28 protein-coding genes and 1 other RNA gene are annotated in these 25784 nt (G+C 62.2%); 6 read left to right on the forward strand and 23 right to left on the reverse strand.

What is annotated here, in order from left to right:
• The 8 genes from mraY to rsmI all read right to left on the reverse strand — a co-directional run bounded on the left by mraY (position 1) and on the right by rsmI (position 8233).
• Positions 1–1083 carry a phospho-N-acetylmuramoyl-pentapeptide-transferase gene (gene mraY / locus ACYQ12_RS12070; protein WP_459871972.1) on the reverse strand — a complete coding sequence of 361 codons (1083 nt, stop codon included), beginning with the start codon at positions 1081–1083 and terminating at the stop codon, positions 1–3.
• A gap of 9 nt (positions 1084–1092) precedes the next feature.
• Positions 1093–2454, reverse strand: coding sequence for a UDP-N-acetylmuramoyl-tripeptide--D-alanyl-D-alanine ligase (locus ACYQ12_RS12075; protein ID WP_459871975.1), 1362 nt, complete (start codon positions 2452–2454; stop codon positions 1093–1095).
• On the reverse strand, positions 2451–3959 hold the full coding sequence (locus ACYQ12_RS12080) for a UDP-N-acetylmuramoyl-L-alanyl-D-glutamate--2,6-diaminopimelate ligase (RefSeq protein ID WP_459871978.1): 1509 nt from the start codon (positions 3957–3959) through the stop codon (positions 2451–2453). The genes ACYQ12_RS12075 and ACYQ12_RS12080 overlap by 4 nt, the downstream gene beginning before the upstream one ends.
• Entirely contained in the window at positions 3949–5670 is a 1722-nt protein-coding gene (locus tag ACYQ12_RS12085; protein ID WP_459871981.1) for a peptidoglycan D,D-transpeptidase FtsI family protein, read from the reverse strand. Before ACYQ12_RS12085 ends, ACYQ12_RS12080 begins: the two co-directional genes overlap by 11 nt.
• On the reverse strand, positions 5667–5996 hold the full coding sequence (ftsL, locus tag ACYQ12_RS12090) for a cell division protein FtsL (protein ID WP_459871984.1): 330 nt from the start codon (positions 5994–5996) through the stop codon (positions 5667–5669). Before ftsL ends, ACYQ12_RS12085 begins: the two co-directional genes overlap by 4 nt.
• Before the next feature lie 8 nt (positions 5997–6004).
• Complete coding sequence (gene rsmH, locus ACYQ12_RS12095; protein ID WP_459871986.1) at positions 6005–6961, reverse strand: 16S rRNA (cytosine(1402)-N(4))-methyltransferase RsmH; 957 nt, start codon at positions 6959–6961, stop codon at positions 6005–6007.
• A gap of 28 nt (positions 6962–6989) precedes the next feature.
• Positions 6990–7340, reverse strand: an RNA gene (gene rnpB, locus ACYQ12_RS12100) — RNase P RNA component class A.
• A 35-nt stretch (positions 7341–7375) separates the two neighbouring features.
• The gene (rsmI, locus tag ACYQ12_RS12105) at positions 7376–8233 is read right to left on the reverse strand and encodes a 16S rRNA (cytidine(1402)-2'-O)-methyltransferase (protein ID WP_459871989.1); all 858 of its coding nucleotides are present in this window, start codon (positions 8231–8233) and stop codon (positions 7376–7378) included.
• A gap of 163 nt (positions 8234–8396) precedes the next feature.
• Here rsmI and ACYQ12_RS12110 point away from each other — a divergent pair, with 163 nt between their 5' ends.
• The 4 genes from ACYQ12_RS12110 to ACYQ12_RS12125 are packed head-to-tail and all read left to right on the forward strand — an operon-like array spanning position 8397 to position 11722.
• Complete coding sequence (locus ACYQ12_RS12110) at positions 8397–10190, forward strand: penicillin-binding protein activator (RefSeq protein ID WP_459871991.1); 1794 nt, start codon at positions 8397–8399, stop codon at positions 10188–10190.
• Positions 10174–10545 (forward strand): YraN family protein, encoded by a 372-nt coding sequence (locus ACYQ12_RS12115; protein WP_459871994.1) that lies wholly within the window; start codon positions 10174–10176, stop codon positions 10543–10545. The genes ACYQ12_RS12110 and ACYQ12_RS12115 overlap by 17 nt, the downstream gene beginning before the upstream one ends.
• Positions 10546–10568: 23 nt before the next feature.
• Positions 10569–11162 carry a phosphoheptose isomerase gene (locus ACYQ12_RS12120; protein WP_459871997.1) on the forward strand — a complete coding sequence of 198 codons (594 nt, stop codon included), beginning with the start codon at positions 10569–10571 and terminating at the stop codon, positions 11160–11162.
• A 5-nt stretch (positions 11163–11167) separates the two neighbouring features.
• The gene (locus ACYQ12_RS12125) at positions 11168–11722 is read left to right on the forward strand and encodes a BON domain-containing protein (RefSeq protein WP_459871999.1); all 555 of its coding nucleotides are present in this window, start codon (positions 11168–11170) and stop codon (positions 11720–11722) included.
• On the opposite strand, the gene ACYQ12_RS12130 is transcribed toward ACYQ12_RS12125, so the two are convergent.
• The 8 genes from ACYQ12_RS12130 to zapE all read right to left on the reverse strand — a co-directional run bounded on the left by ACYQ12_RS12130 (position 11723) and on the right by zapE (position 18088).
• A complete protein-coding gene (locus tag ACYQ12_RS12130; RefSeq protein ID WP_459872002.1) occupies positions 11723–12217 on the reverse strand; it encodes a ClpXP protease specificity-enhancing factor in 495 nt (164 codons plus the stop codon).
• Positions 12218–12264: 47 nt separating this feature from the next.
• Positions 12265–12891: a stringent starvation protein SspA gene (gene sspA / locus ACYQ12_RS12135; protein ID WP_459872005.1), complete on the reverse strand. Its 627-nt coding sequence runs from the start codon at positions 12889–12891 to the stop codon at positions 12265–12267.
• 173 nt (positions 12892–13064) lie between these two features.
• A complete protein-coding gene (locus ACYQ12_RS12140; protein WP_459872008.1) occupies positions 13065–13835 on the reverse strand; it encodes a cytochrome c1 in 771 nt (256 codons plus the stop codon).
• On the reverse strand, positions 13835–15094 hold the full coding sequence (locus ACYQ12_RS12145) for a cytochrome b (RefSeq protein WP_459872011.1): 1260 nt from the start codon (positions 15092–15094) through the stop codon (positions 13835–13837). Before ACYQ12_RS12145 ends, ACYQ12_RS12140 begins: the two co-directional genes overlap by 1 nt.
• The gene (gene petA, locus ACYQ12_RS12150; RefSeq protein WP_459872013.1) at positions 15094–15690 is read right to left on the reverse strand and encodes a ubiquinol-cytochrome c reductase iron-sulfur subunit; all 597 of its coding nucleotides are present in this window, start codon (positions 15688–15690) and stop codon (positions 15094–15096) included. The genes ACYQ12_RS12145 and petA overlap by 1 nt, the downstream gene beginning before the upstream one ends.
• A gap of 212 nt (positions 15691–15902) precedes the next feature.
• Positions 15903–16292, reverse strand: coding sequence for a 30S ribosomal protein S9 (gene rpsI, locus ACYQ12_RS12155; RefSeq protein ID WP_459872016.1), 390 nt, complete (start codon positions 16290–16292; stop codon positions 15903–15905).
• A gap of 13 nt (positions 16293–16305) precedes the next feature.
• Entirely contained in the window at positions 16306–16734 is a 429-nt protein-coding gene (rplM, locus tag ACYQ12_RS12160; RefSeq protein WP_459872019.1) for a 50S ribosomal protein L13, read from the reverse strand.
• Positions 16735–16915: 181 nt separating this feature from the next.
• Complete coding sequence (gene zapE, locus ACYQ12_RS12165; protein ID WP_459872022.1) at positions 16916–18088, reverse strand: cell division protein ZapE; 1173 nt, start codon at positions 18086–18088, stop codon at positions 16916–16918.
• A 205-nt stretch (positions 18089–18293) separates the two neighbouring features.
• Between zapE and ACYQ12_RS12170 the strand changes: the two genes are divergently transcribed.
• Positions 18294–18743, forward strand: a complete 450-nt coding sequence (locus ACYQ12_RS12170) for a Z-ring associated ZapG family protein (RefSeq protein WP_459872025.1) — start codon at positions 18294–18296, stop codon at positions 18741–18743.
• A gap of 76 nt (positions 18744–18819) precedes the next feature.
• On the opposite strand, the gene ACYQ12_RS12175 is transcribed toward ACYQ12_RS12170, so the two are convergent.
• A complete protein-coding gene (locus tag ACYQ12_RS12175) occupies positions 18820–19578 on the reverse strand; it encodes a Nif3-like dinuclear metal center hexameric protein (RefSeq protein ID WP_459872029.1) in 759 nt (252 codons plus the stop codon).
• A gap of 105 nt (positions 19579–19683) precedes the next feature.
• Between ACYQ12_RS12175 and ACYQ12_RS12180 the strand changes: the two genes are divergently transcribed.
• Positions 19684–20886 (forward strand): Do family serine endopeptidase, encoded by a 1203-nt coding sequence (locus ACYQ12_RS12180; RefSeq protein ID WP_459872032.1) that lies wholly within the window; start codon positions 19684–19686, stop codon positions 20884–20886.
• Positions 20887–20991: 105 nt separating this feature from the next.
• On the opposite strand, the gene hisD is transcribed toward ACYQ12_RS12180, so the two are convergent.
• The 6 genes from hisD to ACYQ12_RS12210 all read right to left on the reverse strand — a co-directional run bounded on the left by hisD (position 20992) and on the right by ACYQ12_RS12210 (position 25778).
• Positions 20992–22311 (reverse strand): histidinol dehydrogenase, encoded by a 1320-nt coding sequence (gene hisD, locus ACYQ12_RS12185; protein WP_459872035.1) that lies wholly within the window; start codon positions 22309–22311, stop codon positions 20992–20994.
• Between the two features lie 25 nt (positions 22312–22336).
• Positions 22337–22993 carry an ATP phosphoribosyltransferase gene (gene hisG / locus ACYQ12_RS12190; RefSeq protein WP_459872038.1) on the reverse strand — a complete coding sequence of 219 codons (657 nt, stop codon included), beginning with the start codon at positions 22991–22993 and terminating at the stop codon, positions 22337–22339.
• 108 nt (positions 22994–23101) lie between these two features.
• On the reverse strand, positions 23102–24364 hold the full coding sequence (gene murA / locus ACYQ12_RS12195) for a UDP-N-acetylglucosamine 1-carboxyvinyltransferase (protein ID WP_459872041.1): 1263 nt from the start codon (positions 24362–24364) through the stop codon (positions 23102–23104).
• An 11-nt stretch (positions 24365–24375) separates the two neighbouring features.
• Positions 24376–24630: a BolA family protein gene (locus tag ACYQ12_RS12200; RefSeq protein WP_459872043.1), complete on the reverse strand. Its 255-nt coding sequence runs from the start codon at positions 24628–24630 to the stop codon at positions 24376–24378.
• A gap of 132 nt (positions 24631–24762) precedes the next feature.
• Positions 24763–25116 (reverse strand): STAS domain-containing protein, encoded by a 354-nt coding sequence (locus ACYQ12_RS12205; RefSeq protein ID WP_459872046.1) that lies wholly within the window; start codon positions 25114–25116, stop codon positions 24763–24765.
• Positions 25113–25778 carry an MlaC/ttg2D family ABC transporter substrate-binding protein gene (locus ACYQ12_RS12210; RefSeq protein ID WP_459872049.1) on the reverse strand — a complete coding sequence of 222 codons (666 nt, stop codon included), beginning with the start codon at positions 25776–25778 and terminating at the stop codon, positions 25113–25115. Before ACYQ12_RS12210 ends, ACYQ12_RS12205 begins: the two co-directional genes overlap by 4 nt.
• Between the last annotated feature and the right edge of the window lie 6 nt (positions 25779–25784).

Here is a 25784-nt window from a genome sequence, read left to right on the forward strand (position 1 = left end):
TCAGCGGATTTTCAGCGTGGCTAGCCCCATCAGGACCAGTACGACCGTGATGATCCAGAATCGCACAATCACCCGCGGCTCCGGCCAGCCCTTGAGTTCGAAGTGGTGATGCAGCGGCGCCATGCGAAAAATGCGTCGTCCGGTCAGCTTGTACGAGCCCACCTGAAGGATCACCGACACGGTTTCCATGACGAACACGCCCCCCATGATGAACAGGACGATCTCCTGGCGCACGATGACCGCCACCACCCCCAGTGCCGCGCCCAGTGCCAGCGCACCGACATCGCCCATGAACACCTGCGCGGGGTAGGTGTTGAACCACAGGAACCCCAGCCCGGCACCGGCGATGGTGCCGCAGAAGACCGCCAGCTCGCCGGCTCCCGGCACCATGGGAATGTGCAGGTAGTCGGCAAACACCACGTTGCCGCTGGCATAGGCGAATACCGCCAGCCCCAGGGCCACCATGACGGTGGGCATGATCGCCAGCCCGTCGAGACCGTCGGTCAGGTTGACGGCGTTGGAGCTGCCGACGATGACCAGATAGGCCAACACGACATAGAACAGCCCCAACTGCACGACGACCTCCTTGAACAGCGGCACGATCAGGCTGGTCTCGACCGGGCTGGCCGCCGTAAGGTAGAGGACGACAGCCGCCCCCACGCCAAACACCGACTGCCAGAAATACTTCCAGCGTGCCGGCAGTCCGCGCGGATTCTTCTCGACGACCTTACGATAATCATCGACCCACCCGATGGCGCCGAATCCCATGGTCACCGCCAGCACCACCCACACATAGTGGTTGGAAAGATCGCCCCAAAGCAGGGTGCTGATGCCGATCGCCATGAGAATCATGGCGCCCCCCATGGTCGGTGTGCCGGCCTTGGAGAGATGCGACTGGGGCCCATCGTCGCGCACGGCCTGGCCGATCTGGCGCTCGACCAGGCGGCGAATCATCAGCGGACCGAACCACAGGCACAGCAAGAGAGCCGTCAGCGTGCCGAGGATGATGCGCAGGGTCAGATAATTGAAGACATTGAAGGCGCTCTGGTACTGCGCCAGGAGTTCAGCCAAGAAAAGCAGCATGTATCGCGTTCACCTTGAAGTCTCTGCACGCAGCTCGGCCACCAGACGTTCCATGCCGGCACTGCGCGACCCCTTGACCAGCACGCTGGCGCCCGGGGGCAGAGAGTCACGGGCATAGCGCGTCAGCGCCGCCCAGTCATCGAAATGACACCCGCCTTCGCCGAAGGCTTCGGCCGCCGCTCGTGCCGGCGCACCGAAGGTGCCGAGAAAGTCGATCCCCAGTTCCCGCGCGGCACGTCCGACTTCGGCATGCAGCCGCTCGACATCCGCACCCAGTTCGCCCATGGCACCGAGAAAGCACCAGCGCGGCCCCGGCATGTCCGCAAGCAAGCACAGAGCTGCCCGCACGGCGCCGGGGTTGGCGTTATAAGTATCATCCAGTATGCAACTCTCGCGCAGCCCCTTGAGCCGCGAGAGACGTCCCTGCAAGGGCCGGCACGCCTCGAGCCCGCCGATCACCTCCGCCGCCGGAATGCCCAGCGCCAACGCGGCGGCCGCCGCCGCCAGTGCATTGAGCACATTATGACGCCCCAGCACGGCCAGACGCACCCGGCCGAGATCCTTGCCATCCACGATGAGCGAGAAAGCATAACGCCCCTCCGCCTCGCATGCCAGATGGCCACCATGCACCCTAGCCGCCTCATCAAGCCCGAAATCGAACACTTCTCGTCGTCCGGCCAGGGCGCGCCATACCGGATAGAAAGGATCGTCGCGATTGAGCACGGCGATGCCGTCATCGTTCAGCCCCGCGAGAATTTCCGCCTTGGCCTGGGCGATCTGCCCCATGCCGCCAAACTCGCCGACATGGGCGCCGGTGACGTTGGTAATCACCGCCACATGCGGACGCGCCAGCATGACCGTCCAGGCGATCTCGCCCAGGTGATTGGCCCCCAGCTCGATCACGGCCCGGCGATGCTCCTCGCGCAGACCCAGCAGTGTCAAGGGAGCGCCGATATCGTTGTTGAGGTTGCCATGCGTCGCCAACACCGGCGCGGCCTGGCGCAGGATCGAGGCGAGCATCTCCTTGACCGTGGTCTTGCCGCTGTTGCCGGTCACGGCAATCAGCTCTCCGCCCCAGCCCAGGCGCTGTGCCCGGGCCAACAATCCCAAGGCCAGCCGGGTATCGGGCACCACGAGCTGAGGCAGACTATCCTCGACCGGGCGCGACACCACCGCAGCGACCGCACCGGCCTCCCGCGCCTGGGCGAGAAAATCGTGTGCGTCGTAGCGCGCGCCGACCAAGGCAACGAATACGTCTCCCGGGCCGACACGGCGGGTATCGGTCACGATCCGCGCCACGTCGGTATCGGCGGGAGCCGGGATGCCAAGAACCTCCGCCAGCGTCGTCAGGTTGCCCAAAATGGAAGTCATGCTCCGTTCTCCCGGGCGGCGAACGCCCGTCTAACCACGTTTTCATCGGAAAACGGATGGCGCTCTCCGGCGATTTCCTGGTAGTCCTCGTGCCCCTTGCCGGCGACGAGGACAATATCGTCGGGCCCTGCCGCGTGAATGGCACGCTGCAGCGCAGCCTCACGGCCTTCCACATTCCAGGCTGCGGCACGCTCGCCTTCGTCCAGGCCGGCAAGTATCTGCTCACGAATCTTCGCAGGCGTTTCGCTGCGTGGATTGTCGTCGGTGATGACCAGTTGATCCGCCAATGTCTGGGCCGCCTGAGCCATCAGCGGACGCTTGCCGGTATCACGCTCTCCGCCGCAGCCGAACATGCACCACAAACGCCCGCCGTCCTGGCGCGGCAGATGCTCGCGCAGCGCTTCCAAGGCGTTGCGCAAGGCATCCGGCGTATGGGCGTAATCGATCACTACCGTGGGCGAATCGGGTCGGCTCAGCCGCTGCATACGCCCCGGCACCGGCGCCAGATGCGGCGCGGCGTCGAACAGAGCCTCCAGCGACTCGCCCAGCCCGTAGAGCACGGCCATGGCCAACAGTACATTGTCGAGATTGAAACGACCGAGCAGCGCCAGCGTCAGCTCACGCTCCCCCTCGGGGGTGGCGATCAGCGCCTGCTGCCCCGCGGCGTGAGGCCGCCAGTCGATGACGCGCAGCGTCGTCGCCTCCGCCTGTCCGCTCGCCAGCACGCGCACGCCGGGCTTGAGTCCCGCAAGCATCAGACGGGCCAGCGGATCGTCACCATTGACCACTGCCAGTGCCAGCTCCTCGCGCTGAAAGAGACGTGCCTTCGCCGCGGCATAGGCTGCCATGCTGGTATGATAATCGAGGTGATCGCGACTCAGATTGGTGAAGAGTGCCGCTCGAAAGCGACACCCTTCCACGCGCTGCTGGTCGAGGGCGTGCGAAGAGACTTCCATCGCCACGCGCCTCACGCCTTGCGTGGCCATGTCACCGAGCATGGCCTGCAACTCGAGCGCACCCGGCGTGGTCTGCTTGCCCGCGGCCAGCCGTCCGACACGACCATGGCCCAGAGTGCCCACCACGCCTGCCGCGGTCCCCAGCCGCTCGGAGAGCGCAGCGATGTAGTGCGTCACGGAGCTCTTGCCATTGGTGCCGGTCACGCCGATCAGCTCGAGCGACTGCGGCACGGCAAACAGGTGCTGTCCCAACGCTCCCAGCGAGTCACGAAGCCCCGGCAATGTCATGACACGCTCGCCATCCTCGGTGGGAGCGTCGAACTCGCCTTCGCAGAGCACGCCCGCCGCTCCCGAGGCGAGGGCGGCATCGATGTACTCGCGCCCATCGCGCTGCACGCCAGGCACGGCGATGAAGACGTCACCCGTCGTCACCTGCCGGCTATCGAGTCTCAGATACAGCGCCCTATCCTCGTGCAACCACTCCGGAGTGGCGGCGTTAGGCCACAGGGTTTCGATTGCGGCCCTGAGGCTTCGTGCATCACTCTTCATGGCGAACCTCCCTTGAATCCGGCGGTACGTCGAGCAGACGTAGCGCCTTGCCGACGACACGTCCGAAGACCGGCGCTGCGACCAGACCGCCGTAATATTCCTGCCCTTTGGGATTATCGACCATCACCACGGTCACGATGCGCGGATCCGAGGCAGGGGCGATGCCGGCGAACAGCGAACGATACGCCGTGGTCTGGTAGCCTTCGCTCGTCACCTTGCGTACCGTGCCGGTCTTGCCCGCGATGCGATACCCCGGCACCGCGGCCCGCGAGCCTCCGGCATTGGGCTGCACGATCTTTTCCATCATGCGCAGCAGATCATGGGCGATCTCGGGTGACATGACCTGCTCGCCGGTCGGCGTTGAAGAGAGCTTGAACAGGGAAGGCATCAGGCGCCGCCCATCGTTGGCGATGGCCGTGTAGGCACTGGCCAGCTGCAGCGGAGTGACCGCCAGGCCATAGCCATAGGACATCGAGGTGCGCTTGCTCTTCGACCAGTTATAGGGCGTGGGCAGGCTGCCGGTGGCCTCGCCGGGAAAACCGGTTCCCGGGGCCTGCCCCAGCCCCAGAGCATGGTATTGATTCCAGATCGTGTCCTCGGGCAGTTGCAGCGCCACACGCGACATACCGATGTTGGAGGAGTGCAGCAGGATACCGCCCATGTCCAGCTTGCCGTAGTTGCGGAAGTCGCGAATGGTGAAGCCGTCGACCCGCATGTAGCCCGGAGACGTGTCGATGACGGTATCGGGCGAGAACTTGTCGGTGGCCAGCGCCGCGGACATCGCCAGGGGCTTCATGACCGAGCCGGGCTCGATGCCATCGGTGATCGCCTGGTTACGCAGGCCGCGGATATCCAGCCCATTGCGGTTGTTGGGGTTGTAGGACGGCAGGTTGGCCATCGCCAGTACCTCGCCGGTGCGCGCATCCATCATCACCAGGCTACCGCCGTCGGCGTCGTGCTCGGCCACGGCGGCCTTGAGCTCGCGATACGCCATGTACTGCAGGCGCAGGTCGATGGCCAGCGTGAGATCCTTGCCCGGCCGAGCCTCCTTGATCAGATGAAGATCGCGGACCAGGCGCCCCTTGCGATCCTTGAGCACGCGCCGCTTGCCCGGCTGACCAGCGAGTTCGCCATTGTAGGCCAGCTCGAGCCCCTCCTGCCCGCGATCGTCCACATTGGTCACTCCGACCAGTTGGGCCGTCACCTCGCCGGAAGGGTAATAGCGCTTGTATTCGTTCTGGGAATAGACACCGGGCATTTGCAGCTCGAGCACCGGCTGGGCGGCCGCGGGCGTCAACTGGCGACGCAGGAACATGAACTCGTGGCTGGCGTAGCGCGCGATGCGAGCGTTGAGTTCGTCGGGGTCGATCTTCAGGGCGCGCGCCAGCACCATGCGCTGGATGGGATCGTCGGGCAGCTCCTGAGGATTGGCCCACAGCGTCACGACCGGCGTGGAGATGGCCAGGGGATCGCCGTTGCGGTCGGTGATCATGCCCCGGTGGGCACCGATGGTCTCGACACGCAGCGTACGCGCATCGCCCTGCCCCTGGAGGAAGGTGCGGTCGATGACATGCAGATCGACGATGCGCCCCACGAGCACGCCCAAGGCAGCCAGGATCACGATCAGCATGAAGACGTAACGGCCGCGCCCCAATGGCGCATCGGGTGCTGCCGACCTGGGCGTCGCGCGGCGGCGTGCCTCGGAGGTCATGGACGGATCACCTCGACGTCCATGACGTCCGGCACGTGCATTTCGAGGCGCTCTGCCGCCAGGCGCTCGATGCGCGCCGGCGCCGACCAGGTACTCTCCTCCAGCAGCAGCCTTCCCCACTCGGTCTGGAGCTGGTCCTGCTCATGCTCGAGCCCCTGGAAGCGGGCATACTGGACTCGCGTCAGGTGGGCACAAGTGGTGATCGCCACGGCACTGGCCAGTGACGCCACGATCAGCACGCATAAACCGATATGCCGCCAGCCCAGCCGCGCGGCGAAGGGCCAGTTGCCCATGCGTGATGAATAGCGTCCTGTTTGAGCAGCCATGACACTCCTCAGGCAAGCTTCTGCGCGACACGCATCACGGCACTGCGTGCCCGCGGGTTTTCATCGACTTCCGCAACCCCGGGGCGCTGCGCCTTGCCCACCGCCACCAGGCGCTTGTTGAGCTGATCCTCGCGAATCGGCATGCCACGTGGCAGATGAGTGTCTCCGCGCGCGTGATCGCGAATGAAGCGCTTGACGCGACGATCCTCAAGCGAATGAAAGCTGATCACCACCAGCCGCCCACCCGGCGCCAGCGCCTCGAGCGCTGCTGCAAGCGCAGCATCGAGCTGCTCGAGTTCGCCATTGAGGTGGATACGAATCGCCTGAAAGACGCGGGTCGCAGGGTGCTTGCCCTTTTCCCAGGCGGGGTGGGCGGCCTTGACCAGTTCGGCAAAGTCGACGGTACGCAGGATCGGCGCCTGCTGACGTCGTTCGATGATGGCACGGGCGATACGCTTGGCATAACGCTCCTCGCCATAGGTCTTGAAGACATCCGCCATCTCGTGCGCATCGGCACGCGCCAGCCATTCGGCAGCGCTCTCCCCCTGGCCAGGGTCCATGCGCATGTCCAGCGGGCCATCACGCAGAAAGCTGAACCCCCGCTCGGGATCGTCGAGTTGCGGCGACGAGACGCCGATATCCAGCAGCACGCCCGCCAGCCGCCCGTGCACGCCCCGCTCACGGGCCAGCTCGCCCAGTTCGGCGAAGGTACCGTGACTGATGGAGAAGCGCGGATCGGTGATGGCCCCCGCTTCCGCCAGCGCCATGGGATCCCGATCGATGGCCAGCAGACGCCCTTCGGGCGACAGCCGCTCGAGGATCGCCCGGGAATGACCGCCCCGACCGAAAGTACCGTCGAGATACTGTCCGTGTGGATCCTGAACCAGCGCCTCGACCGCGCCATCGAGCAGCACGCTGGCATGACGATAAGCGGGGGCACTCGAAGCGTTGGTGCGATGCGACATGAATCACTCGGACAAAGAAAGGAAATGGAATGGGAGTCGGCCGATAAGCCGGGTTCTGTCGTGGACAGTCATTCCTCTAGGAGCCGCGTCACCACGGCCCTCAAGCAACCTACCCGAACCCAGTGCGGGCCACACCGATGGGTTCCTATTTGGTCTTGCTCCAGGTGGGGTTTACCGTGCCACGGACTGTTACCAGCCGTGCGGTGCGCTCTTACCGCACCCTTTCACCCTTGCCGGCAGCTTGCGCTGCTTAGGCGGTCTACTCTCTGCTGCACTTTCCGTCGGCTCGCGCCGCCCAGGCGTTACCTGGCACCCTGCCCTATGGAGCCCGGACTTTCCTCCCCCGCATAACTGCGGCGGCGACTGTCTGGCCAACTCCCAAGCGCGCAAGAATACCAGCCGCCCGCCGCCCTCTCAAGCGTCACTCTTGAGCGACAGGGCACGCTGATACCAGGCATTCTTGCGTCCTCCGAGTACGCGGGCAGCCACGGCGGCGGCCGGCTTGACGCCGACGCCTTCGGCCAGCAGCGCGATCAGCAGTGCATCGGCCTGCACGGCCTGGGTTTCCTCCTGCTGGCGAGGCGGTGCACCGGCCACCATGACCACGAACTCGCCCCGCGCCTGGTCGGGATCGCTCTCCATGCGCGCCAGCAGGGTCGTGGCATCGCCTTCCAGGAAGGTTTCGAAGGTCTTGGTCAGTTCACGTCCCAACACCACCTTGCGTTCACCGAACACTTCGGCGATGTCGCCCAGGGTTTCCTGGATACGATGCGGGGATTCATAGAAGACCAGCGTCTCCTCCCGCTCGATCCGGGCTTCCAGCGCATGGCGACGCGTGCCACGCTTGGGGGGCAAGAACCCCTCGAAAGTGAACCGATCGGTCGGCAGTCCCGCCGCAGACAAGGCGGCCACCAGCGCGCAGGGGCCGGGAACCGGCACGATGCGCTGACCCGCTTCACGCAGTGCCCGCACGACGACGAAGCCGGGATCGGAAATCAACGGGGTTCCGGCATCGCTGACCAGCGCCACCGACTGCCCGCTTTCCAGATATTGTTTCAGACGCTCGACACGCGAGACTTCGTTATGTTCATGCAACGACAGCAGAGGACAATCGATGCCGAGGTGGCGCAACAGTCGTGAGGTATGACGGGTATCCTCGGCCGCGATGAGCGCGACCTCATTCAATATCCTAGCGGCACGCGGGCTGAGATCCTCAAGATTCCCAATCGGCGTGGCGACCACGTACAATACGCCTTCTGACAACTTGGTCATCGGTAACATCCGGATAATCGGTTTCTCGAAACCGCCGATACCAGCGGCTTCAACAGGTTTGACCTGACGGCAGAGCCCCTACCGGCCAATGAAAGGAGCGGCTCGGCTGCCCGTGAATCAGGCTCAGCGAACCAGGACTCGTCGAACAAAGGAAATGACAAATATGCAGAAATCGCTGCAACGCCTGACCGGGCTATTCATGGTTGCCCTGCTTCTGGGCGGCTGCGTCAGCCAGAGCGGATTTACCGAACGCTTCACCGGCCCCGGCGCTGACGAACTGCTTGCTCAGGCAGAGAATCAGAGCGGCCAACAGGCGGTCCAGAGCCGTCTCCAGGCGGCGGATATCCTAGCACGCCAGGGTGACGACGCGCAGGCTCTCGAGGTCGCCACTCGCATCGATGCTCAACTGCTGGAGGACGCCGACCGGGTGAAGTGGGCGCTGCTGCTGTCCGATGTCGGCCTTCGCCAGGAGGATGGCTGGAGCGTCATCCAGGCCACGCAGATTCTCGAAAGTGGTCTCGACACCCCCCCCCGCGATGCCCAGACCCTGCGTTATCGTCGCGGGCTGGCCTTGAACATGGTGGGTGAACCGCAAGCGTCTCTGAAGACGCTGATCGACCTGCAGCGCAATGCTGCACCCTTCGATCTCAGCGATGACATCTGGAAAGTGCTGTCGCGCTTCAACAGCGAACAGCTTGCCTCCCTCGAGCTGGGCGACGACCCGCTGGCGCAGGGCTGGATTGAACTGGCCCTGATTCACCGCCGCAACGGGGGGGATCTCAGTCGCCTGTTCCACGCCATCGACGAATGGCGCGGCCGTTACCCCAACCATCCGGCAGCACGCCGCCTGCCAGCCGACCTGGCGGCCCTGCGCGATCTGCGCGGAAAGGAGATCACGCGCGTCGCCGTGTTCCTGCCCGAATCGGGTCCGCTGGCCAATGTGGCAAGCGCCATTCGCAACGGTATCCAGGCACGCCACATGAACGCCCTGAACCAGGGCGAGCAGACGCCGCAGGTCACCTATTACGATACCAGCCAGGCCGACCTGGACTCACTTTACGCTCAAGCCATGCTCGATAGCGCCCAAGTCGTCATCGGCCCGCTGGACAAGACGCAGGTCACCGAGCTGGAAACGCGACCGGAAGTTCCGCTACCGACGCTGGCACTCAACTATGGAGAGAACCCGAACAATCAGGCCGGTCAGCTTTATCAATACGGCCTTTCCGCCGAGGACGAGGCACGCCAGATTGCCGCCCGGGCACGTATGGACGGCCATCACAACGCCGCCGTTCTGGTTCCCGACAATGACTGGGGATCACGTGTACAGGACGCCTTCCGCCAGGCCTGGGAAGGCCAGGGCGGACGTGTCGCCTCGACCATCAGCTACGATCCCAAGGCATCGGTCGCCAGTGCAGTGCGCCCGCTGCTGGGCGTGCGAGGCGACCGCGCCAGCCGCAATGACATCGACATGCTGTTCCTGCTCGCCCTGCCCAGCTATGCCCGACAGGTACCGCCCACGCTCGACTTCTTCTATGCCGGCAACCTGCCGATCTACGCCACGTCACATCTTTACGAAGGCCGCCCTCAACCTCGCGTGGATCACGACCTCGATGGCGTCCTCTTCGTCGAGATTCCCTGGCTGATTCCCGACGCCGCGGTGGGCGGCGAGGATGCCCTTCCTTTCGCCGCAACGTACCGTGAACTGCAGCAAGGCACCGAGCCCGGGGAGCTCAAGCTCAACGCCATGGGTGTCGACGCCTATGAGCTGGCCCGCCATTTGCCACTGTTCAAAACACTGCCCAACATGGATGTGTTCGGCGCCACCGGCGACCTCGAGGCGCGTGATGACGGCCGCATTCAGCGCACCCTGCCCTGGGCCCAGTTCCAGAACGGGATGCCACAACCGGTCCTCATCGAGTCTCAGAGGCTGGAACTCGACGATGCCACGCCACGCTAACCCGCGTGCCTGCGGTGAAGCCGTGGAACGCGCCACGGCCGACTGGCTGCAACGGCAACATGGCCTGGAGCTGGTCAACCGCAACCAGCATGCCCGGCACGGGGAGCTGGATCTCGTCATGCGCGACGGCCAGCAACTCGTCTTCATCGAGGTCCGCCATCGCGCCAGCACGCGTTATGGCCATCCGCTGGAAACCGTCACCGCCGCCAAACAGCGGCGGATCGTGTTGGCGGCACGTTTTTATCTTCAGCGCAACGGGCTATCATGCCCCTGCCGCTTCGATGTCGTCGGCGTCACCGGCACGCCACCCAATCTCGCGTTCGACTGGATACGTGCCGCCTTTGACGCCTTTTGACCGCCACCTGAACAAGGCTCGCCATGGACTTTCAATCACGCATTCTTGATCACTTCAATGCCAGCATTGATACCAAGACCTATGCCAGCGAAGTGCTACCGCCCTTCATCGAGGTCGCCAGCCAGATGATGGTGCAGTGCCTGGTCAATGAAGGCAAAATTCTCGCTTGCGGCAATGGCGGGAGTGCCGGTGACAGCCAGCACTTCTCCTCGGAACTGCTCAATCGCTTCGAGCGCGAGCGTCCCAGCCTCCCCGCCATGGCGTTGACCACCGACACTTCGACGCTGACGTCCATTGCCAATGACTACAGCTATAACGAAGTCTTTTCCAAGCAGATACGCGCACTGGGCCAGCCGGGCGATATCCTGCTGGCGATCTCGACCAGCGGCAACTCCGCCAATGTCGTCCAGGCCATCCAGGCGGCACATGATCGAGACATGAGCGTGGTGGCACTCACCGGCAGAGACGGAGGCAACATGGCCTCGCTGCTCGGCCAGGAAGATTGTGAAATCCGGGTTCCCGCCACCTCCACCGCCCGCATCCAGGAAGTGCACCTGCTGGTGATTCACTGCCTGTGCGACCTGATCGACCAACAGCTTTTCGGCAGCATCGAGTGATGACCATGAAGAAAGAATTACTTGTCTCGGCCACCCTGGGCATGCTCCTCGTCCTGGGCGGTTGCGCCAACCAGTCCGTGAACGAGGATTACGGTACACGCACTCTGGGCATGCAGGTCGAGGACGAAAGCATCGAAAGCAAGGTCTACAACAACCTTGTGCAGACCGACGCGCGTTTTCGCGACGCACGCATCAATGTCGACAGTTACAATGGACGGGTCCTGCTGACCGGCCAAGTGGCCAGTGAGGAGCTGAAGACGCGCGCCGGCGAGATTGCCGAGCAAGTGCGCATGGTACGGCAGGTCTACAATGAACTGGCCGTCTCCGCCAATGCCCCGGTCGGACAGCGCATGACCGATACCTGGATCACGACTCGGGTCAAGACCCAACTGGCCAGTGACGAGAATATCGACTCAGGGCGCATCAAGGTCGTGACAGAGAACAGCACCGTTTACCTGATGGGTATGGTCAGCCACCAGGAAGCCGAACGGGTAGTGAACGCCGCCTCACAAGTCGGCGGCATTCAACGTATCGTCAAAGTGTTCGAGTATCTCGATTGATCATTTGACGACGCGCAAAGAGGGGCGCCCCTTCTTGTCCGAAGTGCGCTCCCCTTCGGATGTCTCGCTCTGAGACTGGCCGGAGGGAGCCTCGCTACCCTCGGTCTGTCCCCCGCCCTCGACGCCTTCGAGATTGGGCCGTTCGCTGTCGTCTGCGTCGGTTTCCGCCCCGTAGCTCGGCATGACCGGCTCGTGACCGAATACCATTCCTACGCCGTTCTCTCGCGCATAAAGCGCAATCAGCGCCTCCATGGGTACCACAACCGTCATCGGCTGACCGCCGAAGCGGGCGCCGAACATCACGGCACTGTTCTCGATCGTCAGGTCGCGCACCGCACTGGGCGCGATATTGAGCACGATCTGGCCATTCTGCACAAAGCGCCGAGGCACCTGGACCCCTTCGCGTTCTGCATCCACCACGATATAAGGGGTATGTTCATTATCCAGCAGCCACTCATACAGAGCCCGTGCCAGATAGGGACGACTGGAAAGCATGTCGTGTCCTCCTTGTCCACTGGGATGGAACCCAGATTCATCTCGACTCAGGAACGCATTTCCCGCTCGGCTTCCAATAGCGAGGCCTTGAAGGATTCACGGCTGAAGAGACGCTCCATATAACCCATCAACGGCTTGACCTGCTTCTCCGGCAGCTCGATACCCAACGCGGGCAAACGCCAGAGAATCGGTGCGATACAGCAATCCACAAGAGAGAACTCCTCGCTCATGAAATACGGCATGTCCTCGAAGATGGGCGAAATGCCCGCCAGGCTCTCCCGCAGCTCCTTGCGCGCCTTGTCGACATCCTTCTTGGCCCCCTGCTGGATCGTTTCGATCATCGGCGACCACTCCCGCTCGATACGATGCATCCACAAGCGACTCTGGGCGCGAGCAACCGGATAGACCGGCAACAGCGGCGGATGCGGGAAACGCTCGTCGAGGTACTCCATCATCACCTTGGATTCATAGAGCACCAGATCCCGATCCAACAGCGTCGGCACACTATTGTAGGGATTGAGATCAGCAAGTTCCTCCGGGCGATTTGACTCCGATACCTCCATGATATCCACGGCGACGCCTTTCTCTGCCAGCACGATACGCACGCGATGGCTGTAATGATCATCGCTGCCGGAGTAGAAGGTCATTGATGACCGCTTGGCCACTACACCCATGAAAACTTTCCTCGCATTGGTTCAAGCCATGATGATAACACGACACACTTGGCGTATTGCGCCCTGTCGCACGAGTGATCCATGTAAGACAGGGTTATTGGCTGGCACATCATTCAACGCAGAAGGGCGCGCGACCGTCGGCCGCACGCCCCATGCTTCACCGGATCACGACTTTAGTGAATGTCGCGCCAGTATTCGCGCTTGAGCAAATAGGAGATCACGCCGAAAATCACCAGGAAGATCAATACTTTCGGCCCCAGAGATTCGGCCTTGAGCCGGGAAGGCTCACCGACGTACGCCAGGAAGTTGGTCAGGTCGTACACGGTCTGCTCGAACTCTTCCGGCTCCAACTGTCCCGGCTGTGTCACCTGCAGAACATCACAGGATTTGTAAAGTCCGGAAAGCGGATCCAGCTCAGCGCCAGGCAGCGCCTTTTCGGTACTCGCACAGACGACTTCCTGCACACCTTGCAGCGGCTCCAGCACGTTGGGCATCCCCACATCGGGGAACACGGCATTGTTGACGCCCCAGGGACGCTCCGGATCGCGATAGAAGCTCTGCAGATAGGTATAGATCCAATCCGTGCCGCGAAGACGCGCTTCCAGTGTCAGGTCCGGTGGCGGTGCACCGAACCAGTTGGCGGCATCCTCGCCGTGCATGGCATTGCGCATCTGATCATTGAAAGCCAGATCCTCGGAGAAGATCAGATTTTCCGTGACCAGTTCCTGCGGAATGTCGAGGTCTTCCGCGGCACGTGCAAAGCGCTGGTACTGCAGTGAGTGACATCCCATGCAGTAATTGACGAAAGTCTTCATTCCTCGCTGAAGCGAAGCCTGGTCGTGCAAGTCGGGTGTCATGCTCTCCAGATGCGCATGCCCCCCTTCCGCCGCCAGCGCAGCAAAGGGCACCAGCGCAAACAGCAGAGCGAACAATTGCTTTTTCATTAGCCAGTCACCCTTTTCGGAGCGATTTTGGTTTTCTCGAACCTGGTGTAGAACGGCATCAGTACGAAAAAGGCGAAGTACACCAGGGTGGCGATCTGTGCAATCAGCGTTCGCGTCCCGGTCGCCGGCAACGTGCCTAACACTCCCAGCACCACGAAACTGATCGCGAACAGCAGCAGCATCAGCTTCGATATCCAGCCCTTGTAGCGCATGGAGTTGACAGGAGAGCGATCCAGCCACGGCAGCACGAACAGGATCGCGATGGCTGCGCCCATCACCACTACGCCCCAGAACTTGGAATCGAGGCCGAGGAAATCGAAGGTTACCGCGCGCAACATGGCGTAGAAGGGCGTGAAGTACCATACCGGCGCGATGTGCTCAGGCGTCTTCAGCGGATTGGATGGCTCGAAGTTCGGCTGCTCGATGAAGTAGCCGCCCCCCTCGGGGAAATAGAAGATCACCACGCAGAACACGAACAGGAAGACGGCAACCCCCACCAGATCCTTGACCGTGTAATAGGGATGGAACGGAATGCCATCGAGCGGCTTGCCCGCCTCATCCTTCATGGTCTTGATGTCGATACCATCGGGATTGTTGGATCCCACTTCATGCAGCGCAATGAGATGGAGCACCACCAGTCCGAGAATCACGATCGGCAATGCCACGACATGCAGCGCGAAGAAGCGGTTCAGGGTAATTCCGGAAATCAGGAAGTCGCCACGCACCCATTGGGAAATATCGTCTCCGATGACGGGAATCGCGGAGAACAGCGAGATGATGACCTGGGCACCCCAGTAGGACATCTGCCCCCAAGGCAACAGGTAGCCCATGAAGGCCTCGGCCATCAGCGCCAGATAGATACACATGCCGAAGATCCACACCAGCTCACGCGGCGCCTTGTAGGAACCGTAAAGCATGGCCCGGAACATGTGCAGATAGACCACGACGAAGAACGCCGACGCGCCTGTCGAGTGCATGTAGCGGATCAGCCACCCGTACTCCACATCACGCATGATGTACTCGACAGAGGCGAAGGCCCCTTCGGCACTGGGGTTGAAGCTCATGGTAAGCCACACCCCGGTCAGAAGCTGGTTGACCAGTACCAGCATGGCCAGTGAGCCAAAGAAATACCAGACGTTGAAATTCTTGGGGGCGTAGTACTCGGCCAGATGTTCCTTCCACATCTGGGTCGCGGGAAATCGATCATCGACCCAGCGCATGAACCCCGTTTCCGCCTTAGCGCGATTCGGATTACCCATCAGGCCGCCTCCTCATCTTCACCGACAACAATGACGCTTTCGCTATCGTATCTGTAAGGCGGGACTTCCAGATTCAGCGGAGCGGGAACCCCAGTGAATACACGGCCGGCCAAATCGTAGAGAGAACCGTGGCAGGGGCAGAAATAGCCACCTGGCCAGTCGCCGCCCAGGTCGGCGGCCCCGGGCTCGGGACGGTATGTCGGCACACAGCCGAGATGCGTACAGATGCCGATCAGAACACCCACCTCAGGCTTGATCGAGCGTAGCGGGCCATTGATATAGGCTGGCTGCTGCGCCGCCTGGGAATCGGGATCACGCAACCGATCGGGATCGATACTCTGGATCTGCTCGATCATCTCCGGGCTACGCTTGAGCACCCAGATGGGACGTCCACGCCACTCGACGGTGACCTGCTGCCCCTCGTCCAGTTTGGAAATATCCGCTCTCACCGGAGCGCCAGCGGCCAAAGCCTTGGCACTTGGCTGCCAGGAAGCCACAAAGGGGACCGCTGCCCCGACAGCACCCACCGCCCCGACGACGGTAGTGGCACCAACGAGGAAACGGCGTCGCCCTTTGTTTACGCCGTTATTTGCCATTTTTTTACGTTTCTCCAGTCAACTTACCGAATGCACAAGCCGCCGTACGCCCGGATACAAAGTGCCGTTTATGGTAAAAAAAGGCGTATTACAAGACAAGACGAAGGGGCCCGAACCTGCCATCTCAAGCTTGACACAAGTCATTGAACGCCCAAAAAAAAGCGCCCAGACCCCGTAGGGTCTGGGCGCTGCTGCCGCATCTCTGGAACGTATTAACGCTTGGAGAACTGCGGACGACGACGAGCCTTGCGCAAGCCCACTTTCTTACGCTCGACTTCGCGAGCATCACGCGTGACGTAACCGGCAGCGCGCAGCGGCTTGCGGAGGTCTTCGTTATAATCCATCAGCGCCCGGGTGATACCGTGACGGATGGCGCCGGCCTGAGCAGAACCACCACCGCCCTTGACGGTCACGTAGACATCGAACTGACCGGTAGTTTCCGTCAGTTCCAACGGCTGACGCACGACCATCTGCGCGGTGACGCGACCGAAGTACTCGCTCAGTTCGCGGCTGTTGATTGAGATCTTGCCGGTGCCCGGCTTCAGGAACACACGAGCGGTAGACGTCTTGCGGCGTCCGGTACCGTAATACTGTTGTGCCATGGTGAGAAACCCCTCAGATGTTCAATTCTTGCGGCTGTTGCGCGGCGTGCGGATGTTCGGCACCGGCATAAACCTTGAGCTTGGAATACATGGCGCGACCCAGCGGTCCCTTCGGCAGCATGCCCTTGACGGCAGATTCGATGACGCGCTGCGGTGCGTGATCGATCATCTTCTCGAAGGACATTGAGCGCAGTCCGCCCGGATAACCGGTGTGACGGTAGTAATTCTTGGCCTGTGCCTTGTTGCCGGTCACGTGCACTTTCTCGGCGTTGACAACCACGATGTAGTCGCCCGTATCGACATGCGGCGTATATTCCGGCTTATGCTTGCCACGCAGGCGGCGAGCGATCTCGGTAGCCAGACGACCGAGCGTCTTGTCAGTCGCGTCGACGACATACCAGTCGCGCTGGACGGACTGCGGCTTAGCACTGAACGTCTTCATGAGTTAATCACCAATAGAATCGATTGGGCCCCTGTACCTTGCGGTCTCGGGCCAGTCCCTATTTTTCTTGGTTGCCTCATCAAAAGACAAGGCAACGGTCGAGCGAGGGCGCATTATACATACCCCCTGCGGCAACGTTAAGAGGTAATTCGCCCCCTTCAATCCTTTCCGATACCGCAGTTCAAGGCTTGTGCGGCAGCGCCAGGTACTCCTTGGACTGCATCTCCTGCAGGCGGGACAGGGTGCGCTGGAATTCGAATGTCAGATTGCCCTGCGTATACAACGCTTCCGCCGGCACCTCGGCCGACATCAGCAGCTTGACGCCGCGGTCGTAGAATTCGTCGACGAGATTGAGAAAGCGCCGCGCCTGATCCTCCTTCTGCACGCCCATTTGCGGCACGTTGGACAGCACGACCGTATGGAACTCGCGGGCCAGCTCGATGTAATCGTTCTGACTACGCGGCCCGTCACACAACTCGCGGAACTCGAACCACACCACATCCTCGTACAGCCGACGCGCGCGCAGCACCCGATGGTTGACGGAAATCTCGGCATCCTCCTCTCCCCGGTTGCCCGCGATGGCACAAAAGCTCTTCTCCAGCTGCACCTCCGCGGTATCGTCGAGGGGATGGTGAAATATCTGGGCATGCTCGAGCGCCCTCAACCGGTAATCGATGCCGGAGTCGACGTTGACCACCTCGCAGTGGCGCTTGAGCAGGTCGATGGCCGGCAGGAACCGCGCCCGCTGAAGGCCATCCTTGTAGAGGTCATCCGGCACGATGTTGGAGGTTGTCACCAGGACGACGCCCTGCGCGAACAATGCCTCGAGAAGGTTGGCCAGGATCATCGCATCGGTAATGTCCTTGACGAAGAATTCATCGAAGCAGATCACCCTCGCCTCTGCGGCAAACTTGGCCGCGATCAGCGTCAACGGGTTCTTCTCCCCCTTGTAATGCGTCAGCTCGTTGTGCACACGCTGCATGAAGCGATGGAAGTGAGTACGCATCTTGTCGGAGAAAGGCAGGGACTCGTAGAACGTATCGACCAGGTAGGTCTTGCCCCGTCCCACCCCACCCCAAAAGTAGAGTCCCGTGACGGCGGGCGGCTCCTCGAAGGGCTCCGGCGCCTTCTTCTTGCCAAACAGCCCTGCCACTTTCGATTTGAGACCGCTCCCCTGCGCGGTGCTGGGCGTCGGTTTCGGCGAGCTCAGCAGATCGTCATAAAGACGCTGCAGATGCTTGACGGCTTCCTCCTGTGCCGGATCATACTGGAAATCTTCCCGCTGCAGGTCCTGCCGATATTTTTCCAACGGCGTCGGGGCTCTGGATGTGCTGGGTGGCATGGTGGCACTCATGGAAACTGGATGATCCTCGGGCTGCAATCACAAGTAGGCATATTATACGCATCGCGCATCGTCATGGCATTGCACTGCTTTATCTCCCTCTGTGCCGCCATGTTTGACCCAACACGCAGCGGAACCGATATAATGGCCCTACGCCAGGTCGCATGCAGGAGCGTTCCATGCTTCCATGCTCGGCCATGACCACAAGGAGAGCGCAGTGAACGAGAGCAACATCGACTGGATCCTGGCCATTGCCTGCTTTCTGGCAGGTATCGGTATCGGTGCACTCGGCTACCACCTGCTGAATGCCAACGTGGCACGCAACCAAAAGGTTCGCCAACGCCTGGCCGAAACCGAGCTTGAGCTCAGCCAGGTCAAGGATGCGTTGAACGACCACTTTGCCAAGGCGGCGGATCTGGTCGCCAACATCCAGCGTCAGAGTCAGGAGCTGGAACAGCAGTTGACCCTGGGAGCCGATCGCCTTTGTGACGACTTGCAGCTCAAGCGCCGCTTGCATCAGCAGAGCCAGGCCGACAGCGACAACAATGAGACCCCGCCGCCCGAGGTACCGCGCGACTATGCGGACGGTAGCCAGGGCACGCTGTCCGAAGATTATGGCCTACGACGCCAGCTCGAGACCGAGCCGAACATCCCGCCCCGTTATTGATCCCTTCATACCACCCCTAGCGACGCCCTCATGAAACCGCAGGAAGAGGCCCAGCAGGCCTCTTCGCGCTTGGCCGTCAGGCGGGGTTATCGATATCGACGAAACGGTGCTCGATTCCGAAGCGCTCCGCCAGCCACTCGCCCAGCGCTCGGATACCGTAGCGCTCGGTGGCATGATGGCCTGCCGCCACGTAGGTCACGCCCAGCTCCCGTGCCATGTGCGTGGTACGTTCGGATATCTCTCCCGAGACGAAGGCGTCGGCCCCCGCCTGCCAGGCAGTCATCAGCATGTCCTGCGCCCCGCCAGTACACCACGCCACACGGCGAATCACCCGGTCATGCCCTTCGATTATCAACGGCTCCCGCTGCAAGCGCTCGTGAATGCGCCGCCCCAGACCGGCACTGTCCATCTCGGCATCCGGCGTTCCCCACCACACCAACCCCTGACCCAGTTCACCATCGGCGCACCCCTCGGCAACAAAACCCAGCACCTGTCCCAGGCAGGCGTTATTGCCCAGGTCGGCATGCACATCCAGAGGCAGATGGTAGGCGAACAGATTGAGATCATGGGCAAGCAGCGTCGCCAGGCGGCGGCGCTTCATGCCGGTCACCTCGACCGGTTCGTTTTTCCAGAAGTAGCCATGATGGACAAGCACCGCATCGGCCTGCCAGGCCACGGCCTCATCCAGCAGCGCCTGACAGGCCGTGACACCGGTCAGGATACGCCCGATGCGCTCACGCCCCTCGACCTGCAGTCCGTTGAGCGTGTAATCCTTGATACGCGACGGCTGTAGCTGCGTATCGATGGCGTCCAGCAGGACGTGGCGTGCGATCATTGGCTTCCCCAGGCGTGAAGTTACAGAGGATGTTACACTCGGCGCCATTGTAGCGGCTGCGTCGACAGCCATCGACCCGCCTGCCATCGACAAGGAAAATCCTCCATGCGTCGTTCCTGGGTGCCGTTTATCTGGCCCGTCATCTGTGGTGTGCTACTGGCCATCGTGCTGCTCGAGCTGTTTCCGGGCCTGCTGGGAAACCGTACTTCCCAGCCGACCATGGAGCCCTCCTCACCTCCCGCCTCGGCCAGGCCCACCAGCGCCCCGCGCCAGGCTCCGGAGATTGTCGAGGCACGCCCCCTGGCCCGGGAACAGGGGCCGGCCAGCTACTCGTCGGCCGTCGAGAAGGCAGCACCCGCGGTGGTCAACATCTATTCATCGCGCATGATCGAACGCGAGCAACACCCGCTGATGTCGGACCCGTTCTTCAACCAGTTCTTCGGCGATGACGTGCCGCGCCGACAGCGCATGCTGTCGAGCCTGGGTTCCGGCGTCATCGTCAGTCCCGAGGGCTATGTCCTGACCAACCATCACGTCATTCGCGGCGCCGACGAGATCCAGGTCGCCTTGAGAGATGGCCGGGAAACCCTCGCCAAGCTGGTAGGAAGCGACCCGGAGAGCGATCTGGCCGTTCTCAAGATCGATCTTCCGAACCCACCGGTTATCGCGTTGAGCGACTCGGAACAGGCCGCCGTAGGCGATGTGGCGCTGGCCATCGGCAATCCCTTCGGCTTTGGTCAGACAGTCACCATGGGCATCATCAGTGCACTGGGCCGCAATCATCTCGGCTTGAACGCCTACGAGGATTTCATCCAGACCGATGCCGCCATCAACCCCGGCAATTCGGGAGGCGCCTTGATCAACAGCGAAGGCGCGCTGGTCGGTATCAACACCGCCATCTTCTCGCGCTCGGGCGGTTCCCAGGGCATCGGCTTCGCCATCCCTGCCAACCTGGCCCGCGAGATACTCGATGCCATCGTGACGCAGGGCCGCGTCATTCGCGGCTGGCTGGGCATCCAGGCACAGGAGATGACGCCCGACCTGGCCGCTTCGTTCGGACTCAACGCCCTGCGGGGCGTCGTCGTCACCAGCGTTCTGCATGACGGCCCGGCGGCGCAGGCCGGCTTGCAGACCGGCGACGTTCTGCTCGAAATCGACAATCAACCGATTGTCGATGCGCGCGCCGCGATGGCCGACATCGCCGAGATCAAGCCAGGCACCTCATTGCCACTGAAAGTGATGCGCGACGGAAAAACGCAGGAGTTTACCGTCGCGGTCGGTGAGCGCCCCGCGCTCTCCACGCCCTGAGCCGACCGGCAATATCTATTCTTTAGCCGACCTCTGACAGAACGACCGGACCCCGCAGAATAGCGGGGGCCGGTCATTACCAGGCGGCACGATTTGCGACCAAGCTCAGGCCTCGTCGATGATGCGATTCTCGGCCGAGCGCGCATGCGCTGTCAGCGACTCGCCCCGGGCCAGTACCGAAGCCGTCTTGCCCAGGCGCGACGCGCCTTCGGGCGAGCAGTGGATCAGCGATGAACGCTTCTGGAAATCATAGACTCCCAGCGGCGATGAGAAGCGCGCCGTGCCAGAGGTTGGCAGCACATGGTTGGGGCCCGCGCAGTAGTCGCCCAGCGCTTCGGCCGTATAGCGTCCCATGAAGATCGCCCCGGCATGTCGCACCCTCTCGGCCATCGCCTCGGGATCCGCCACGGACAGCTCAAGATGTTCCGGCGCGATGCGATTGACGATTTCCAGCGCCTCGTCACGATCACGACAGAGAACCAGCGCGCCACGGCGCTCGAGCGAGGCGCGGATGATCGCCTCACGCTCCAGCGTCGGCAACAGCCGCGCGATGGCGGCCTCGACGGCTGCCCGATGATCGGCGTCCCAGGTGATGAAAATCGCCTGGGCATCCTCGTCGTGCTCGGCCTGGGAAAACAGGTCCATGGCCAGCCACTCGGGATCGGTCTCGCCATCGGACACCACGAGAATCTCGGAAGGACCGGCGATCATGTCGATGCCCACCTGCCCGAAGACTGCCCGCTTGGCGGTAGCCACATAGATATTGCCGGGTCCCACGATCTTGTCGACCCGGGGCACGCTCTGGGTACCGTAGGCCAGCGCAGCCACGGCCTGAGCCCCCCCCACGGTAAAGACATGCTCCACTCCGGCCAGATAGGCAGCTGCCAGGACCAGCTCGTTGAGCACGCCGTCCGGTGTCGGAACCACCATGACGATGTCCTTCACACCGGCTACATGGGCCGGAATGGCATTCATCAGGACCGACGACGGATAGGCCGCCTTGCCGCCTGGAACATAAATGCCGGCCCTGTCCAGCGGGGTGACCTTCTGCCCGAGCACATTGCCATCCGCCTCGGTGTATTGCCACGACTCGGGCTTCTGGCGCTGATGATAGTCGCGGATACGCTCGGCAGCTTGTGATAGCGCCTCGCGCTGGCTCTCCGCCAGCCCTTCATAGGCCTGACGCAGACGCTCGGCGCTCAATGTCAGCTCGGCCATGCTCGACACGGCGAGTCGATCGAAACGGTTGGAATACTCGATCAGTGCTTCGTCACCACGGTGTCTGACGGCCTCGAGAATCTCATGGACACGCTGCTGAACGTCGGCATCGGAAACCCCTTCCCAGGCCAGCAACGCATCAAGCCGGGCATCGAAATCTGCATCGAGCGTGGAAAGACGGGCAATATCGAGAAAGCGTTCTGTCATGGCATTCACCTGCGCTATAGGGTCGTCATGGCTTATCGTATGCCGAGCGGCGCGCCTGGACGGCGTCGCTCAGGCGCGCAATCAGCGGCTTGAGGCGTTCGTGCTTCATGGTCATTGATGCCTTGTTGACCACCAGCCGGGTACTGATGTCGGCGATCAGCTCGCGCGGCTCCATACCGTTGGCGCGCAGGGTATTGCCCGTGTCGACGATATCGACGATTTCATCGGCCAGATTCATCAGGGGAGCCAGTTCCATGGCACCGTAGAGCTTGATGACTTCCGCCTGGATACCCTGCTCGGCATAGTAACGGCGCGCAACATTGACGAATTTCGTCGCCACGCGGCGGCGCGCCCGTGCCGGCTGGGCACCGCAGATACCCGCCGTCATCAGCCGGCAGCAGGAAATCTCCAGATCGAGGGGCTCATAGAGGCCTTCGGCACCATGTTCGAGCAGCACGTCCTTGCCCGCCACACCGAGATCGGCGGCCCCCAGCTGCACATAAGTGGGCACGTCGGTGGCACGGATCACCACCAGCTTGACGTCAGGCAGGTTGGTATCGAACAGCAGCTTGCGGCTCTTGCCGAAATCGTCGGCCGGCGTGATGCCCGCAGAAGCCAGAAGCGGCAGGGTTTCCTGCAGAATGCGGCCCTTGGACAGGGCAAGAATCAGTTGCTTACTCATGGGTCGTGATCGCAGCTCAACGGCATATTTGGTGACTTGTGGCCGGTCATGGATGATCCGCATCCAGAGCAGGCGGCTGCGCTGACGACACCCGCCTCTCGTATGCGCCTAGCCCGGAATGCGACGGATCCTGGCCCCCAGCGACTGTAGCTTTTCTTCGATGCACTCATATCCACGGTCGATGTGGTAGATGCGGTCGACCAGGGTCTCGCCCTTGGCCATCATGGCCGCCACGACCAGACTCGCCGAGGCTCGCAGATCGGTCGCCATGACCGGCGCGCCGGACAGGCACGAAACGCCGGTAACGACGGCGGTATTGCCTTCGAGTGCAATCTTCGCGCCCATGCGATTGAGCTCCTGCACGTGCATAAAGCGGTTCTCGAAGATGGTCTCCACTACCGTACCCGTGCCCTCGGCGACGGCATTCAGCGCCACGAACTGCGCCTGCATGTCGGTCGGAAAAGCCGGATACGGTGCCGTACGGACATTGACCGCCCGAGGGCGACGACCGCGCATGTCCAGCTCGATCCAGCCGTCCCCGCTGGTAATGGTCGCCCCAGCCTCTTCCAGCTTGGCCAGCACCGCCTCGAGAATGTCGGCACGGGTCTTGCGCACCCGAACCCGTCCTCCCGTCGCGGCGGCGGCTACCAGGAAGGTCCCGGTCTCGATGCGATCGGGCATGACATCGTAATGACAGCCATGCAGTCGTTCGACGCCTTCGATCGTGATGGTATCGCTACCATGACCGCGGATATTGGCGCCCATGGCGATCAGACACTCGGCCAGGTCGACCACTTCCGGCTCGCGCGCCGCGTTCTCGAGAATCGTGGTGCCTTCCGCCAGAGTCGCTGCCATCAGCAGGTTTTCGGTGCCGGTGACGGTGACGGTATCGAAGAAGATATGCGCCCCTTTCAGACGGCCATCGACACGCGCCCGGATATAGCCATTCTCGACACGGATCTCGGCGCCCATCGCCTCGAGCCCGCGGATATGCAGATCGACGGGGCGGGAACCGATGGCGCACCCTCCGGGTAGCGAGACATCCGCCGAGCCGAAGTGGGCCAGTAGCGGCCCCAATACCAGAATCGAGGCGCGCATCTTCTTGACCAGCTCATACGGCGCGTGACAATCCCGCACCTGGGAGCCGTCCAACTGAATGCTCATTTTCTCGCCCATTACGGGCTCGACACCCATCCGCCCGAGCAGTTCCAGGGTGGTGGTGATGTCCTGCAGGTGCGGCAGATTCCCGATGGTGACCGGTCCGTCCGCCAATAGAGTGGCGGCCAGGATCGGCAGGGCGGAGTTCTTGGCACCGCTCGCCCAGACCTCGCCTTCCAGCGGCCCGTTGCCGGTGATGATCAACTTGTCCATGGATGTCCGCTTCAGGCTCCGGCGTTTTCGGGAGCCTGCTCCCACTGCTGGGGAGTGTAGGTCTTGATGCTCACGGCATGCAGCTCCCCGCTGGCAATCTCCTCGGAGAGCGCACCATAGATAAGCTGCTGGCGCTTGACGGGCGTCAGGCCGGCGAAGACGTCCCCAACGGCGATCACCTGGAAATTGCAGCCTTCCCCCTGGATATGGAACTGGCAATCATCGATACGAGACTCGAGCAGCGTCTTGACATCATTGGGTTGCATGGGTCGCGATGACTCCTGTAAACGATGCGCACTTGGCGCACGATGGAGGGGCATGAAAAATGGATGCCCATAGTAAAGGAAAACGGGCATCCATGGCGATGCCCGTCTTGACGGTCGGCACGACTGATCGGCTCAGGAAGGCTCGCAATCCGCCGGGCGTCTGATACCCGGCAACAGGCAGTCGAGTTCGGCAATGGATGTCAAGCGTGCCAGAGGCGCCGACAGCAGAACCGACTCGATGACCAGATCGCGTGCCTTGGCGGTGCGTATCCACTCGAGCAACACGCTCAATACAGCGCTGCTGGGACGCACCACGCCCCGCAGATCGAGCGAGACCGGTGTCTCCGAGGGCTGTTTCTGCAGCCATTCCCGACCCGCGGCCGCCAGGTGGGCGGCGCTCTCGAAATCCGCCTCGCCGCTGACCGTCAGGCGGTGCTCGTCGCAGACCTCAAGGCGCGCATCGTCGCGATCGAGCAGAATGCTCATTGCTCTCCGCCCTGCTCCAGCTCCTCCACGGCCACTTCCGGCGCCCAGTTGGAAATCACCGCGTCGAGATCACGATTGTGATCCCGCATCGCCTGATCGAACTGGTTGCGGAACGTCAGTCCCAGGTTGATGCCGTTGACGATGACATTGATCACGCGCCACTCGCCATCCTCCTGCTGACGCAGGGTGTAACTGACCGGATAGACCTCGCCATTCGTGGACACAACCTCCATGGTGACGCTGGCCTGATCCTCGTAGCGATTGCCCTGTTCCTTGTCGAGCACCCGCAACGAATCATAATCGAACGTTACCAGCCCCTTGGCATAGGTATCCACCAGCGTCTGGCGAAACGTCTTGACGAAGCGCGAGCGCTGCTCGGGCGTGGCGTTGCGGAAATAGCGTCCCATGACACTGGCGCCGATATAACGAAAGTCAGCCACGTCATCGAGGCTGTCATTGACCAGCGACTTGAGTTCATCCTCGTGGCTGGCGAAGTAGTCCTTGCGCCCTTCCAGCTTGCCCATCAGGGCATCGACGTTTTCGCGGATCAGCTGCTCGGGAGACTGCTGAGCCTGAACCGTCAGCGAAGAGAACGCCACCAGGCAGGCCACCAGAGCCAGTACCGCACGACGCCATACCATCATCGGTGAAAAACGCATCATAGAGTC

The organism is Halomonas shantousis, assembly GCF_054654615.1.